Below are 14,784 nucleotides of genomic sequence, written 5' to 3' on the forward strand. Positions count from 1 at the left end.
ACATGGCCGCCCGCGTGTCGATAACAACGACATCGTCGCGCCCGGAACGGGATTCGGCACACATCTGCACCGGGACATGGAGATCGTGACCTGGGTCCTGCGGGGGCGACTGGTACACCAGAACTCCCTGGGTCGCCCGGGGCGCGGTCGCGTGCGAGGGCCTGCGGGTGACGGCGGACGGGGCCGTCGGAACTGCTGGTCTGGGAGATGGACGTGAAGCTGGGCGCGCCGAGCCCATAGAGTGGGCGTGACAGACAGGAGCCGGCATGTCGCAACCGCGGCCGCAGCACGCGGCGCCCAACCCCGACCGGAACATCAAGGCCGTCCGCACCGTGCGGTTCTGGGCGGCGCCGCTCGTCATCACGCTGGCCCTGATGTCGGCGTTGTGCGCGCTCTACCTCGGCGGCATCTTGAACCCGATGACCAACCTGCGGCACTTCCCCATCGCCGTGGTCAACGAGGATGCCGGCCCGGCGGGCGCGGAGCTGACGGGGCGGTTGGTCAACGGCCTGGACAAGGAGAAGTACGACGTCCGCGTGCTCACCCGCGACGCGGCCAGGCACCAACTGGACACGGGTCACGTGTACGGCTCGGTGCTGATCCCGCCGAGCTTCTCCTCGAGACTGCGCGACCTGGGGACGAGCGCGGTGATGCCCAGTCATGCGGAACGGCCCGTGATCACGATCTCCACCAATCCGCGGGCCGGCACGCTCGGCTCCAGCATCGCCGGCCAGACCCTGACCATGGCGATGGGCCTGGCGGATGGCGAAGTGGGCGAACGGCTCATCGCACAGGTCGAGGAGCAGGCGGGCGGCGCCCCGCTGGCCGGTGCCGCCGAGGTGGGCCTCGCCTCTCCGATCGAGATCGAATCCAAGGTGTACAACCCGCTGCCCAACGGGACCGGCAACGGGCTGTCCGCCTTCTACTACGCGCTGCTGCTCCTGCTCGCGGGGTTCACCGGCAGCATCGTGGTCAGCACCCTGGTCGACGCGTTGCTCGGCTACGTACCTGCCGAATTCGGGCCGGTGTACCGCTTCGCCGAGCAGGTCAAGATCTCGCGCTTCCAGACGCTGCTGCTCAAGTGGGCCATCATGGTGCTGCTGGGGCTGCTCACCTCGGCCGCCTATCTGGCAATCGCGCACGGGCTCGGCATGCCCATCGATCTCGGCTGGCAGCTCTGGGCCTACGGGGTGTTCGCGATCGCCGCGGTGGGCATCACCTCCTGTTCGCTGCTCTCGGTGCTGGGCACCGGCGGGCTGCTGGTCAGCATGCTGATCTTCGTGATCCTGGGCCTGCCGTCGGCCGGCGCCACCGTGCCGCTGGAGGCCACCCCGGCCTTCTTCCGCTGGCTGGCCGAATTCGAGCCCATGCACCAGGTCTTCCTGGGCGCCCGGTCGCTGCTGTACTTCAAGGGACACGCCGACACCGGGATATCGCAGGCGCTGATCATGACCTCGGTCGGCCTCGTCATCGGGCTGCTCCTGGGCGGCGTCGTCACCCACCTCTACGACCGCAAGGGCTTCCACCGGATCCCGGGCGCGGTCGAGATGGCAATCGCCACGGAACACCAAGCCCAACACCAGGCGCGCCAGGGCAAGCACGAGCGGCCGCCGCAGCCCGAGCCCGAAAGCTCAAGCGAGCAAACGTAATTCGAACGCCACCCGAGCGTCATCCGGCCGTGACCTAGATTGACAGTGTGACGGGTGTGGCTGATGATGTTGATGTTGCATCCAGCTCCGGGTGGAAAGGGCGATCGTGCTGACCCGATGCGCCAGCTTGCGCCGGCTGGTTTCCGGCTGCACCGCCCTCGTCGCGTGTGTCGCCCTCGCGAACAGCACGGGACAGCCCGTGGCGCACGCCGCCGACGGCCGCGACCTGCTGGCCAACGCCATCAACACCACCAAGGGTTCCTACCTGGTCTACAACTTCGGGCCCGGTCACCCGGCGCCGATGCTCAACGCCGGCGGCAGCTGGTATGAGATGAACAACGGCGGCCACCTGATGATCATCAAGAACGCGGCGGGACGGCTGTCGCCGCACCTGCTGGTCGACACCCACCAGGGCGATCAGGCCCGCTGCGAGAACAACCCCGCGGCCCGCACCGGCGAGGGGCTCTGGCAGGCGTCGGAGCTCTATACACCGCTGCAGGCGTGGCAGCGGATGGGCCAGCCGACGATCGCGATCAACGCCAACTTCTTCGACGTGCGCGGGCAGAAGGGCGGCTCGTGGCGCCAGACCGGCTGCAGCTCACCGTTGGGCGCCTTCGTGGACAACACCCACGGCCAGGGCCGCGCCAACCAGGCCGTCACCGGCACCGTCGCCTACCCCGGCAAGCAGGGCCTCTCGGGCGGCGGCGAAAGCTGGAGCGCCCTGACGACGATGATCCTGCCGTCCGGCGGGGCGCCGTACGTGGTGTGGCCCCGGACCAAGAACGACTACGACTCCGCCACTCCCGTGGTCACCGACCTGCTGAACAAGAACGAGCGGTTCGTCGCGGTGTCCGGGATCGGGCTGCTGGCGCCCGGCCAGACGGGACAGCTGCACGACGGCGGACCCAGCGCCGCGCGAACGGCGTTGGCGTACTCGAGGCCGAAAGACGAGATGTACGTCTTCGAGGGCGGCAGCTACACGCCGGACAACATGCAGGACCTGTTCCGCGGCCTGGGCAGCGACAACGCCGTCCTGCTCGACGGCGGCGGGTCGTCGGCCATCGTGTTGCGCCGCGACACCGGCGGCATGTGGGCCGGTGCGGGTTCGCCGCGCGGATCGTGCGACACGCGGCAGGTGCTCTGCGATTCGCACGAACGGGCGCTGCCCAGCTGGCTGGCCTTCAACTAGCCGGGCCCGAAGCGGAAGATCAGCAGGCTGGCCGCCACCACGGCCGCCGTGACCGCGAAGACCGGTGCGACGACGAATCGCGACATGGTCGCGCCCAGGAAGGCGCCGGCGCACATCGTCGCCACGACGCCGAGACGCAGCGCCTGGCGGTCACCGGTGCCGCCGGCCAGGCGGCTGTCCAGACCGAGGCTGACGATCGTCGACGTCAGGACCGTGGTGGACAGTTCCTGGATACCGAACTGGCGGGCGCTCGAGTGCTGCAGGCCGAACGTGACCGCGAGAATGCCGATCATGATCAGCTTGGTGTTGTCGTGATACCGCAGGGCGCCCGTGCCGGCAAGCGCCGCCAGCACCACCAAAAGAGCGGTCTCCGTTGCCAATACGGTGGTGATCCACGGCCGTGTCCGGTCGCCGAAATGCCGCCGCATGCGGCCGCTGAGGATCGTGGTGCACACGAAGGTGGGCAGGGCCACCACGACCGCGGTCAGGTCGACGCTCGTCCGCGGCGCCAGCCAAAAGCCAAGGAAGATGACGTTTCCCGTCATGTTGGCGACGAACACGTGCCCGAGCACCAGGATGCTGATCGAGTCCGCCAGGCCGGTGGCGAAGGTCAGCAAGAGCAGAGCCGCAACCGTCGAGCGCTCCGACACCGGCGAAGTAACGGCCATGGGTCGTCGCGGTCCGCGCTAGACGTGCGGCGTCAAATCCAGCGACGTGATGGTCGTCATCCTGGTCACCAGCCACCGGTTGTTGGCGCGCTTGAGGAACAGCCGGTAGGACAGGTACTTCAGCGAGGGCACGTTCTTGGTCAATGGGCTGGTGGACGTGGTGTTGGTGTACACGATGACGACGGCGTTGGCGTCGTCGATCGATTCGACCGCCGCGCCGGTGACGTCGGTGTGGTTGGTGATCTTGGCCTGCTTGTTGGGCGCCACGATGGCGTCGACGAACTTGCGGTACTGCGCCTCGAAGTCCCCGCTGAGATAGCGCGACGCGCGGTCGGCGAGGGTGTCCATGTTCTCGGGCGTGTAAGTCCACAGCGTGGTGATCGCCTCGGCCGCGGTCCGCGCCGCCTTGAGTTTGGTTGCCGCGGCGGCACGATCGGCCAGGTACGGCTGCACCGTCGCGCCGGCGAACGCGGCCGAACCGACGAACAGCACCGCGGCCGCGACGACGGTGATCGCCAGCCGCTTGCCGGCCAGCCATCTGCGTTTCGCGCGGCCGGCGGGTTGGGCGTCGGCGGCGGAATCCTCGTCGGTCGTGGATTCCTCTGCGGCAGGGGCGGCTTCGTCGCCGTCCGCCGACTCCGCGCGCTCCTCGGGCGCCGCCACCCCGGGGGCGGCGACGGTCTCGTCGGCGGCTAGATCACCTGCTGCAGGTTGCTGATCTTCCACTGCTTCCCTTCCTGCGTGGCGGTCGCCGTCCACCGGTTGGCGTTCTCCCAAGCTTGTTTACCGTCCGGCGATTTGGAGCTGACCGCGGTGGCGACGATGACGGTGGCGCTGCCGTCGTCGTTCCATCGCTCGACCCCGGCGTCCAGGACGGTGCCGGTGGCCGGTTCGGCCCGGGCCACCTGCAGCAAGATCTCGTTCGCCTTGTCGCGGTACTCCTTGGCGAAGTCGCCCGTCGCCTGGGCGAGGACCCGGGTCACATAGTCATTGGCATGGAACGGGTCGATCGAGGTGAACTGCGTCATGAACCCGGTCACGTAGCTGAGCACCTCGCGGTCCTTCGACGCGGCGCGCTCGCGGGATTCATGGTTGCCAAGCATCAGGCTGCACACCGTGATCGCGGCCGCCATCAGCACCGCGGCGACGGCGCTGGCCACGGGCAGGCCCCATGGCCGTCCCGGCGGCACCGGGCTCGGGACCAGCAGCGGTTCCTCCCCCGGTGCGAACTTGCGGCGGGGGCTCACTTTTCGCCCCCGGGCGGTTTGGGCTTGGTGAGCACGGTGAGGTCGTCGACGAGCCAACGCCCGCCGCCGTCCCTGGTGAAGGTCACCCGGACGGTGGCGGAGATGTAGCGTTCGTCGGGCGCGGCGCCGCGCCGCCCCTGCATGAACATCAGCATCGTCGCCCGATCCGGGGCCGCCGCCTGGATCGCGTGGTCGGTCACCCAGTACTCGTTGATGACCGGGGTGCCCTTCTGCACCATGTCCTGTTGGGCGGCCAGCTGCTTGCGGTACTTGTCGGTCGCCAGCGACAGGGCGCGGGCGAAGTCGTCGTGCAGCGACTTGGGGTCGTAGGTCAGCATCTGCGCAACGATCTTGGGCCCCTGGATGTCGAGCTGGGCCCGGGTGCGGTCGGTGGCCCGATCCGGGGCGAACACCGCCCCATAGCTCATCGCCGCACCGGCGACGCACAGCGCGGCCCCGCCCAGCACCACCGCGGCCGTCCACCGTCGCACGGCGAAGGCCGGCTCGGCCGTGTCCCGACGCCGGACCTCGGTGCGCAGCAGCATGTCGGCGAAGGTGCGACGCCCGGAATCCCATAGCGGCCAAAGCCATCCCACCACCGATACGGTGTCGAGCAGGTGTGCCAGGTCGCGCAGCAGCAGCGCCCACGGTCCGATCGGCGCACCGTCGCGGCGCGCCACCGTGACGCCGAAGAGGGCCCGCCCCACGCTCCAGCCGGTGACCGCCGGAAGCAGCGACCGGTTCACCAACACCAGCAGGATGGCCGCGCCACCTACCGAGACGCACAGCCACCACCACACGCCCTGGGCCGGGACGGTGAAACCGACCAGCGCCATCGTCACCACCACCGCGGCACCCGGCAACACGTCGACGGCCAGCGCACCGGCCCGAACATGCCAGGGCACCAAGGGGTTCCGCGCGAGCTCCTGGGCGGCCGTGGCCGGTGGCTTCTCGACCACCACCGTCACTTCGTCACCTGGTCGAGCTTGGCTATCTTGTATTGCCCTTCGGCCAGCGCCATTTTCACCCGCAGGCGGTACCCGGTTTCGTTCTGCGTCTGATCGTTGGCGACCTTGACGCGCACCGCCACCAGCACATCCACGGAACCGTCGGGGTTGTTGCGTTCGACCGCCGCCCGCATGTCGGACACCTGGACATGGACGTTGGCCGCCTGATACGCCTGAACCAGCATGCTGGTGTAGAGCAGCGCCTGGGAGCGGAACGCGTCGGTGCCGCAGTCGATGATCTTCTGCTCGCTCGCCGCCATCGCGTTGGTGTCGGGGGCCTGGGTCGCCGAGACGCAGTCGACGGCGGCCTTGAGGGCCGCGGCGTCGTTGCGGGCGATCGCCTGGCTTTCGTGGTGGTAGCGCAACGCGAAGTAGCCGCCCGCGCCGGCGGCCGCGGCGCAGAGCACGAGGGCAGCGGCGATGCCGGCCAGCCAGCCCCGGCCCATCCGCGACGGGCGACGTACGACCTCACCGGGTCCGGCCCCGGATTCCGCCGGTTCTCCGGCGGCGGCCTCGGGACCGGTCTCCTCCGCGGCCGCGTCCCCGGGCTGCGACGGCTCCTCCGCGGGCGCGGCCGTCGTCTCGGCGTCCGTGGGCTCGTCCGCCGTCACCCCGGAACCGGTCGGCTCGGTTGCCTCCGGATCGGTCGGTTCGTCGGCCGCCACGTCGGGATTGGTCGGGTCGGCGGCGAGCGCCGGGTCCTGGTTCTTCGGACGCCGTCCGCGCAGACGACGAAACTTCGGCATCGGTGGGGGGTTCAGCCGGCTGGTGCCAGCATCTCCTTCCATCCGTCGTCTCCTGTTCTGGCCGAGTTTTCGACAGAGTATTTAACCCCGTCTGGCCCTACCAGTTCACCGCTTTGGGGGCTGTAGGTCGCCACCGGAGGCCCGCCGGGCGTGTAGACACACGGGTTGGGCTGCTGGCCGTTGCACTGCACCGTACCCGACCCCGGCCGCGACAACGGGTCGCTGGTCGGCGGAGGGGTACCGGCCACCCGGTCCGAGGGGGCCGGGTTCAGGCCGGTGTCGATCGACGGCGCCGGGATGACCTGGCCCGGCTTCACCGGCTGGTCACAGCGGGCCGCGGGCGCGGGGCAGCTCACGATCTGGTTGGGGTCGCCGTACCAGGGGTTGGTTCCCGCCGGAACGTACGGCTTGGGGTCGCGGCACTCCCGTGGGGTGGCCGCCCGCTTGTCCGGGATGTCCGTACACGGGATGTTGCGGGACCCGCGCACACTGTTGGCCGGGGTGTCCATCGGAATCTTGCAGTAGGTGCCCGACGGCAACGGCTGAATGCTGGTGTCGGCCGGGGACCGCCACTCCGATGCCGGGATGAAGCCGGTCAGGCACGGCGGCGGCTGGTTGATCGACAACGCCAGGTCCAGCGCGGCCATGTTCGGGAACGGCGCCGCCACCGTCTGGGCGATCGACGCACCCTGCGGCAGGAACACCAGCACCTGCTCGACGCCGGTGTGGTAGCGCTTGAGCAGATCGAACACCACCTCGAGGTTGGCCAGCGTCTGCGGCAACGAATCCCGCACGTCGTTGAACACCTCGTTGACCTGGTCTGCCGTCGGCGCCGCCTGCCGCAGCACGCTTTTCACGTGCTGGTCCTGCTGGGCGGACTGCCTGCCCAGCCGGTTCAGGTTGCGCGCCCAGCGCTCGATGGCATCGCCGGACTTGACCTGGCTGTCCAGGATCGGTCCCGAGTTCTGGATGATGTCGTTGACGTCGGTGATGTTGGTCTTGAAGTCACCCACGATCGCCTGGGTGGAGTCCACCAGCCGCTGCAGCGCGGGCCCCAGGCCGCCCACGGATTGCGCGGTCTCGTCGAGCAATTGGGCGATCTTGTCCTTGGGCAACACGGCCAGCCCGCGGTTGGCGGTGTCCAGCGCCGGGCCGATCTCGGCCGGCACCGTGCCCCTGGTGATCGTCTGGCCGTCCGACAAGAACTTCCCCGGGTTCCCGGTCGACTCCAGGTCCAGGTACTGCTCACCGACGGCCGACACCGAGTGCACGTTGGCCGTCGCGTCGATCGGGATCTTGTAGCGGCTGTCGAGGCTCATCGTCGCCTCGGCGCCGCGCTCGGTCGGCTCGACGTCGGTGACCTTGCCGATGGTGACACCGCGATAGGTCACGTTCGCCGTCGGATACAGCCCACCCGACGCCGGCAGCTCGGCCTTCAGCGTGTACCGGCCGACGCCCACCAGGCTCGGGATCTGCAGGTAGTACACCCCGAGCACGAGCAGCGAGATGACCGTGAGGATCCCGAACGCGATCAGCTGGCGTCTGATGAAAGGAGTCAGCAATTCCTGTCCCCCCTCTCAACCAGCGGTCCACCGGGCGCGTCATTCGGGTTCGGCGTGTAGCGGACGTCGGGGATCATCGTCTCGGGGTCGCGCCCGAACGACTGCTCGAGCGCGCGCAGCGCCCCCGACAACCCGGTGCCGGTGAGGAACGCGTTGTCCACCGAGCTGTAGGTCACGTCGAGCGTCAGCGAGATGTTGATGTAGTCGCCGCGGAAGATCTTCGGCACCGTGTCGATGTCGAACGGCTGCGTGAGGATCAGCTTGAGCGCACCGACCAGGTACGGCGAGGCGCGACCCAGCTCTTTGAGCGGGCATTGCAGCGCCTGCAGGTCGGTGTGCAGCGGCCCACGGGCTTCCGACAGATACTGGTTGGCGGCCTGGCTGAGCCGGCCCACCGCGTCGACGGCGTTGATCAGCAGGTTCTTGGTGTCGGCGAAATGCTTGATCAGCGGCGGGATGTCGGTGAGCACCCGGTCGAGGACGTCGGCCCGGTTGCCGACGTAACCCAGCAGCCGGTTGGTCGAGTCGATCGCGTGGGTGATGTCGTCGCGTTGCTCGTTGAGCTGACTGGTGAAGGTGTCCAGCTTGCCCAGGAAGGAGCGGATCGCCTCGCCGCGGCCGTTGAAGATGTTGTAGACCTCGTTCTGCAGCACCTCCAGGTTGGGGATGCCGCCGCCACGCAGGATCAGCGACAGGCTCGCCAGGGTCTGCTCGGTGGTCGGGTACGCCGAGGAATTCTTCAGCGGGATGGTGTCGCCGTTCTTGAGCAGCTGCTGCGAGGGGTTGGGCGGCGCGGCGAGCTCGACGTGCTGGGAACCCAGCAGCGAGGTCTGGCCGATCTTGGCGGTGGCGTTCTTCGGCAGCTTGACGCTCTTGTCGACGCCCAGTGTCAGCGTGGCGATCCAGTTCTTCAGCTCGATCTTCTTGATGGATCCGACGAACACGTCGGCCACCATCACCTTGCTGTTGCCGTTGATCGCCAGCGTGTCGGGCACCTGCACGTAGATCGTCATGGCGCCCGAGCCGCTGCCCGGGCCACCCGGGATCGCGACGTTGGAGATCCCGCGCCAGCCACACGAACTCAACACCAGCGCCGCCACCAGCAGCACCAGCGCCTGCCAGGTCCGACGGCGGGCCAGCCTCAACAACATCACTGGCCGTCGGTTCGGCTTGCTCCTCACTGGCCACCCCCGAAGTCAGTCGGCACCGCGGGCCCGCCCGCGTTGGGTGCGGGCGCCGCGACCGGCGCCGGCGTCGGGGCCACCGGGCCGGGGGCCACGTCGGGTCCCGGCGGCGGCGGCTGGATCGGCACCGGCGCGTTCAGGCCGATGGGCGGCACGATCGGGTTCTCGTCGTAGGCGTTGGGCGGCCCCGGCGGGGTCTGCAGGTTCGACTGGACGGGCGCGATGTTGGGGCCTCCCATGAGTTCGGCCAGCGAGTCCGGCGTCATCAGGCCCGCGGTGATCGGCCCCACCTGCTGCCCCTGCATCCCGGGCGCCACGATCCAGCCGGGCTGCGTGTTGCGGTGCGACGTCGGGGTGTCCGGGACCCAGATGCCCGGCACGGTGGTGTCCTTGTATCCGTTCGGCGGGTGCAGCCGGTCTTCCGAATAGGCCACTTCCTTGGGCAGGGTCTCCGCGGTGCTGAACAGGTTCGCGCCGAACGGCAGGTAGTTGAACTTGATCGCGTCGAGGATCGGCGCCAGGTACTGCGCGCACAGTTCGGCGGACTCCTGATACCCGAGCCGGCTGCCCGCCTGGATCGAGCTGCAGATGAACTGCATCGGGTTGGCGAAGTTCGTGATCGCCGGGATGGCGACCACCGATCCGTGCGACGGGTGATAGATCTGGTTGATGTTGGCCGCGGCCGTCGGCAGCACGTGCAACGCGGTCTCCAGCCCGTTGAGCGGGTCGGGCTGCAGGATCGTGTTCGTCACGGTCGCCAGGTTGTTGATGTCGTAGGTCAGCACCTCGCGGTTCTTGTTCAGGAACGGGCGCACCGTGGACAACAGGCCGTCGAACTGCTCGATCGCGTTCGAGAGGTCCGTGTCGTTGTGCGCCAGCCGCGTAGTGAACTCCGCCAGGTTCTGGTTCAGCGCGACGAACTGCTGGTCGTCCTTGTGCAGCGCGTTGACGAACAGCGCCAGGCTTTTCACCACGGCGAAGAAGTCGCCGCGGCCCTCGTTGAGCGCCGTCAGCGCCTGCGACAGGTTGCTCAGCGTGGTGTTGATCTCCTTGCCCTTGCCGGCCAGCCCGTTGGCATAGGACTCGATGACCTCACCGAACGGTCCGGTCGGCTGCTCCGGCGTCGGCCCCAGCTTGGAGATGATGTTGGTGATGCTGTTGCGCAGCTGGTCCCATTCCACCGGGACTTGCGTGCGCTCCTCGGGGATCACCGCGTTGTCGGCCAGCACCGGGCCGCCCTTGTAGGGCGGCTCCAACTGGATGGTGCGCGAGGCCACCAGCGTCGGGTTGAGGATGACCGCGTTGGCGTTCGCCGGCACCCGGTACTTGTTCTCGTAGTGGAAGGTGACCTTCATCTTGTCGCCGGCCGGCTCGATCTTGTCGATCGCGCCTACCCGCATTCCCATGATCTGGACCTTGTCGCCCGGGTACAGCGCGTTGGCCGCCGGGAAATAGGCCACCACCGTGTTGGTGGTCAGCTTCTGGTAGAGCCGCCACCCGACGAACCCGACGACGAGGGCAAGCACGATCACCAGCGAGCCGAGGATCACGGTCGCCCGCGTCAGCTTCGGTAGCCGGATGTTCCGGATGTCAAAGGCGGTGCTCAATTCTGGCTACCTCCCCCGGCCGCGCCGCTGCCTCCCGATCCGCCGGGGTTGATGAAGGGCGCCGGCAACTGTTCGCCGGGCCCGGGTGGTGCCGCCGGCCCCGGCGGGAAACCGGGCGCGAACGTCGACGGCGGTGGCGTCGGTCCGGCCGGCGCCAGGTTCTCGGTGCGCGCACCCGGCGGTGCCTGCGCCGGCAGCGGGACGGGGGTCCCCGGAACGTTCGGCGGCGGGTCGCCCGGCCGTCCCGCGATCGGGATGCCCGGCGTCGGCGGCAGGCCGCCCGGGTTCGGCGGCGAGGTCATCACGTCGACCGGCGCCGGGAAGCCCGAACCGCCGAACGGACCGATACCCCCGCCCGCGCAGGGCAGCGGATTCCACGGCCGCGGCAGACCCTCGTCGCCGACGGTGACGTTGCCGCCCGGGTTGGCCGGGGTGTACGAGCAGGGCGATCCCGGCGGGACGGCCGGCCCCGGGTGCTCCGGCGTGCCCTCGAGCACCGGCGGCGCCGGCGGCGGCGCGCCGTTGGGGAACCGGGTGCCGTTCGGGTCGGGCCACCGGAATTCGGGCAGCCCGGCGCTACGCCAGAAGTTCTCCGGGTCGATCCCGCGCTTCTTGAACGCGGCGTCGACCCACGGCTGAATGATCTGGTACAGCGCGAGGTTGTGCAGGACCACCTTGAAGAACGGCCCCGACGCGATGGACTCGTTCAACGACGGCAGGAACTTGCCGACCTCGCTCAGCCCCGCGGCGACGTCGTCTTTGCGTGCCTTCAGGATGTCGCTGACGGTGCGCAGTTGCTCGAGCACGTGGTTGAGGTTGGGGTTGTCGTTGATGAAACCCTTGACCTGCTCGGAGAAGGCGGCGACGTTGGCCAGCAGCGCGTTGATGGCCTGGCCGCGCTCGTTGAAGGCGGCCAGCAGCGTCTTGGTGTTGACCAGCAGCCGGTCCACCTGCTCACTGCGGTCGCCCAGCACGCTGGCCACCTGGTTGGCCTGGGCGAGCAGATGCTTGACCTGCTCGTCGCGCTTGCCGATGGTGTCGGAGAACTTGGCCACGCCGTCGAGCGCCGCACTCAGGTGGGGGTAGGTCTGGTCGATGGTCTGCGACAGCACGTGCAGCGATTCCTTGACCGTGTCGATGTTCCAGCCCTGCGCGGCCTTGGTGACGTCGAAGAACGCGTCGTAGATCTGGTAAGGCGTCGTGCTCTGCCCGATCGGCAGGGTGGCGCCGGGCCGCAGCGGCTGGGCGCCCCGGGCCTCGACGTCCAGGATCTTCTTGCCGAGGATGGTGTCGGTCTTGATCGCCAGCCGGCTCTCGGTGCCGATGGTGGCGGTGCCGATCGAGAACTTCAGCCGAATGTGGTCGCCGTCGATCTCCAGACCTTCGACCTTGCCGACGTCGACGCCGGCGATGCGCACCTTGTCACCGGAGTTGATGCCCCCGGTGTCGGTGAACTGCCCGTAGTAGCTGGGCTTGGCGAAGATCATCGGGACGCTGGTGAAGCTCTGCCCCACGCCGATGACGAGCAGCGTCACCAGGATGCCCATGAGGCCGATGCGAACCCGGTTGGGTGGTTCCAGTGTTCTCATTGCGGGGTGCACCTACCCGTCGGCTGCTGGAACAGCCGGACCGTGCGGACCGGGCCGCCGGCCTGCAGGCCGTTGATCTTGAGCGTGATGTCGCAGGCGTAGAAGTTCACGAAGTCGCCGTAGGAGCCGATGGCGCGGCCGATCATGTTCAACGCGGTGGGCACCCTCTTGAGGTAGTCGTCGAGCCCGTCGCGCTGGTCGATGAGCGGCTGCTGGATCGCGTCCAGGTAGTTGAGCGTCTTGTGCAGCAGGCCGCGGTCCTCGGCGAGCAGGTCGGCGACCGTCCCGGCGGCGTTGCTGATGTGCGCGGTGCCGCCGGCCAGCTGGTCGCCGTGGTCCTTCAGCCCCGTGATGAGCACCTCGAGGTTGTTGACCGTCTGGTCGAACTGCTGGCGGTGGCGCACCGTGGTGTCCAGCACGATGTTCAGGTTCTTGATGACCTCGCCGATGGCCTGGTCGCGCTCACCAATCTGGTTGGTCAGCTGCGCGGTCTGGTCGAGGATGTCGTTGATCGTGCCGCCCTGTCCCTGGAACACGGTGATCAGGGACGTGGCGATGGTGTTCACCTTCTGCGGGTCCAGCGCCCGGAACAGCGGTTTGAACCCACCGATCAGGGCGTCCAGGTCCAGCGCAGGCGAGGTGTGCGACGCCGGGATGAAGCCGCCCGGCGGCAGCACCCGCTCGGCGCCCTCGCCCTCGCCGCGCTTGAGCTCCAGGTAGCGGTTGCCGATCAGATCGAGGTAGCGGATCTGGGCGGTCGTCGACTGGTACAGCGGCACCGAGCGGTCGACGTTGAACTCCACCCGCGCCCGCTTGCCGCCGTCGACCACCTTGACCGAACTGACCTTGCCGATCTCCACGCCGGACGCGCGGACGAATTGGCCGGCCCGCAGCCCGCTCACATTGGTGAACTCCGCCGAGTATCCGTTCGTGCGGTCAAAACGCATCTGACCGAACACGACGACGATCATCACGGTGAAGATCAGCAGCACCAACGAGAAGATGCTGAGCCTGACGATGGTTCCGGTGATTTTCATGGGTTGATCGTGTTATCCCCTACTTGGCGGCCCCAGACGTACTCGATGGCGTACGGGGACCCGGTGTCGAGGTGGTTGTACGGCGCGAGGCTGTTGCCGGTGTCCATCACCAGCTCCGGTGCGGGCCACAGGTCGTGGGTGATCTGCTGCCAGCACCCCGGCGCGCCCCCCGGGCCGCCACGGGCGTTCACCCGCGGCAGGTTCTCCGGGTAGGTATACGGGTTCGGCGCGCCGCCGACGACCCCCGCCAGGCCACCGACCAGGCTGGCCAGGGTGACCACCGCCGACACGGGGTTGGCCAGCAACCCCAACCCGGACAGCGCCTCGGTGTGGGCATTCAGCGAGTATCCGTTGCCGCCCAGGAAGGAGGAGGCCTTCGGCTCGATGTCGTGGTAGTTGCGCAGCGTGCAGAAGAGCTCGGGGCTGTAGGTGTCCAGCAGCTGCGCGCTGGGCACCAGGTCTTGCGCGCCGCGCGCCAGGTACGGGCCACCGCGGTTGAAGATGTCGGCGCCGGTGTTGCCGAACCCGGCCGCCGACAACAGCGCCTGGTCCAGATCCTTCTGCTGGGCATTGACGGTGCGCGCGGTGATCACCGCGTTGTTCAGGAAGTCCAGCAGGTCGGGCGCGGCGTCGGCGTAGGTGTCACCCAGGCCCGCCAGCAGTTGAATGTCGCGACGCGCCTGCGGCATCTGCGGGTTGACGTCATCGAGGACCGCGTTGGCGTTGACCACCGACTGCCCGAATTTGTCGCCCAGCCCGGTCAGCGCCTGGGCGGCCGCGCTCAGCGTCAGGTTCAGCTTGACCGGATCCACCTTCTCCGCGATCGAGGTGACCGTCTGGAACAGCGTGTTGATCTCGGTGGTCACCGACCGCGCGTCGATCACGGTGTGCGGGTTGAGCCTCTGCGGGGAGGGGTGTTGCGGCGTCGTCAGGGACACGTACTTGCCGCCGAACACCGTGGTGGCCTTGATGTCGGCGTTCACGTTGGCCGGGATCAGCGACAGGTACCGCGGATAGACCTCCAGCGTGAACTTGGCGGCCGGCTTGCCGTCGCGCAGGGTCTCGGAGATGTTGCCCACCCGGCCGATCTCCACCCCGTTGTAGGTGACCTTCGAGCCCGGATCCATCACCAGCCCCGCCCGCGACGCCAGCATCGTCAGCTTGGTCTTCGGGGTGAAGTCGCCGCGGAACTGCCCGTAGACCAGGGCCAGCGCCACCAGCGCGATGACCAGCGCCGCGGCGCCCGCCAGCTTGTACGGCGGCTTGCGGGGCGGGTTGACCTTCACCGGCGACGTCATG

At 68.6% G+C, this 14,784-nt stretch carries 13 protein-coding genes and 1 pseudogene; 3 read left to right on the forward strand and 11 right to left on the reverse strand.

The window, feature by feature from the left end; translation table 11 throughout:
* Window position 1 precedes the first annotated feature (1 nt).
* The 3 genes and pseudogenes from U8D42_RS20505 to U8D42_RS20515 form a co-directional block, all read left to right on the forward strand.
* Window positions 2-142, forward strand: a pseudogene (locus U8D42_RS20505) (pirin family protein); the annotation flags it as partial.
* Window positions 143-266: 124 nt separating this feature from the next.
* The gene (locus U8D42_RS20510; RefSeq protein ID WP_322858424.1) at window positions 267-1,649 is read left to right on the forward strand and encodes a YhgE/Pip domain-containing protein; all 1,383 of its coding nucleotides are present in this window, start codon (window positions 267-269) and stop codon (window positions 1,647-1,649) included.
* A gap of 79 nt (window positions 1,650-1,728) precedes the next feature.
* Window positions 1,729-2,838 (forward strand): phosphodiester glycosidase family protein, encoded by a 1,110-nt coding sequence (locus U8D42_RS20515; protein WP_322858802.1) that lies wholly within the window; start codon window positions 1,729-1,731, stop codon window positions 2,836-2,838.
* Here the strand turns inward: U8D42_RS20515 and U8D42_RS20520 are convergent.
* Genes U8D42_RS20520 through U8D42_RS20570 form a run of 11 tightly spaced genes read right to left on the reverse strand, consistent with a single transcriptional unit; the run spans window position 2,835 to window position 14,783 of the window.
* A complete protein-coding gene (locus U8D42_RS20520; RefSeq protein ID WP_085243586.1) occupies window positions 2,835-3,506 on the reverse strand; it encodes a YoaK family protein in 672 nt (223 codons plus the stop codon). The genes U8D42_RS20515 and U8D42_RS20520 overlap by 4 nt on opposite strands.
* 18 nt (window positions 3,507-3,524) lie before the next feature.
* Window positions 3,525-4,232, reverse strand: a complete 708-nt coding sequence (locus U8D42_RS20525; RefSeq protein ID WP_322858423.1) for an Mce protein — start codon at window positions 4,230-4,232, stop codon at window positions 3,525-3,527.
* Complete coding sequence (locus tag U8D42_RS20530) at window positions 4,199-4,753, reverse strand: mammalian cell entry protein (RefSeq protein ID WP_322858422.1); 555 nt, start codon at window positions 4,751-4,753, stop codon at window positions 4,199-4,201. Before U8D42_RS20530 ends, U8D42_RS20525 begins: the two co-directional genes overlap by 34 nt.
* Complete coding sequence (locus tag U8D42_RS20535) at window positions 4,750-5,721, reverse strand: RDD family protein (RefSeq protein ID WP_322858421.1); 972 nt, start codon at window positions 5,719-5,721, stop codon at window positions 4,750-4,752. The genes U8D42_RS20530 and U8D42_RS20535 overlap by 4 nt, the downstream gene beginning before the upstream one ends.
* Window positions 5,718-6,548 carry an Mce protein gene (locus U8D42_RS20540; RefSeq protein WP_322858420.1) on the reverse strand — a complete coding sequence of 277 codons (831 nt, stop codon included), beginning with the start codon at window positions 6,546-6,548 and terminating at the stop codon, window positions 5,718-5,720. Before U8D42_RS20540 ends, U8D42_RS20535 begins: the two co-directional genes overlap by 4 nt.
* Window positions 6,518-8,068 (reverse strand): virulence factor Mce family protein, encoded by a 1,551-nt coding sequence (locus tag U8D42_RS20545; RefSeq protein ID WP_322858419.1) that lies wholly within the window; start codon window positions 8,066-8,068, stop codon window positions 6,518-6,520. Before U8D42_RS20545 ends, U8D42_RS20540 begins: the two co-directional genes overlap by 31 nt.
* Window positions 8,062-9,219 carry a virulence factor Mce family protein gene (locus tag U8D42_RS20550; RefSeq protein ID WP_085243596.1) on the reverse strand — a complete coding sequence of 386 codons (1,158 nt, stop codon included), beginning with the start codon at window positions 9,217-9,219 and terminating at the stop codon, window positions 8,062-8,064. The genes U8D42_RS20545 and U8D42_RS20550 overlap by 7 nt, the downstream gene beginning before the upstream one ends.
* 26 nt (window positions 9,220-9,245) lie before the next feature.
* Window positions 9,246-10,859, reverse strand: a complete 1,614-nt coding sequence (locus U8D42_RS20555; protein ID WP_322858418.1) for a virulence factor Mce family protein — start codon at window positions 10,857-10,859, stop codon at window positions 9,246-9,248.
* A complete protein-coding gene (locus tag U8D42_RS20560) occupies window positions 10,856-12,448 on the reverse strand; it encodes a virulence factor Mce family protein (RefSeq protein WP_322858417.1) in 1,593 nt (530 codons plus the stop codon). The genes U8D42_RS20555 and U8D42_RS20560 overlap by 4 nt, the downstream gene beginning before the upstream one ends.
* Window positions 12,445-13,485 (reverse strand): virulence factor Mce family protein, encoded by a 1,041-nt coding sequence (locus U8D42_RS20565; protein WP_085243138.1) that lies wholly within the window; start codon window positions 13,483-13,485, stop codon window positions 12,445-12,447. The genes U8D42_RS20560 and U8D42_RS20565 overlap by 4 nt, the downstream gene beginning before the upstream one ends.
* Window positions 13,482-14,783, reverse strand: coding sequence for an MCE family protein (locus U8D42_RS20570; RefSeq protein WP_322858416.1), 1,302 nt, complete (start codon window positions 14,781-14,783; stop codon window positions 13,482-13,484). Before U8D42_RS20570 ends, U8D42_RS20565 begins: the two co-directional genes overlap by 4 nt.
* Window position 14,784: the final 1 nt, after the last annotated feature.

Source organism: Mycobacterium europaeum (assembly GCF_034555895.2).
Classification (GTDB): Bacteria; Actinomycetota; Actinomycetes; order Mycobacteriales; family Mycobacteriaceae; genus Mycobacterium; species Mycobacterium europaeum.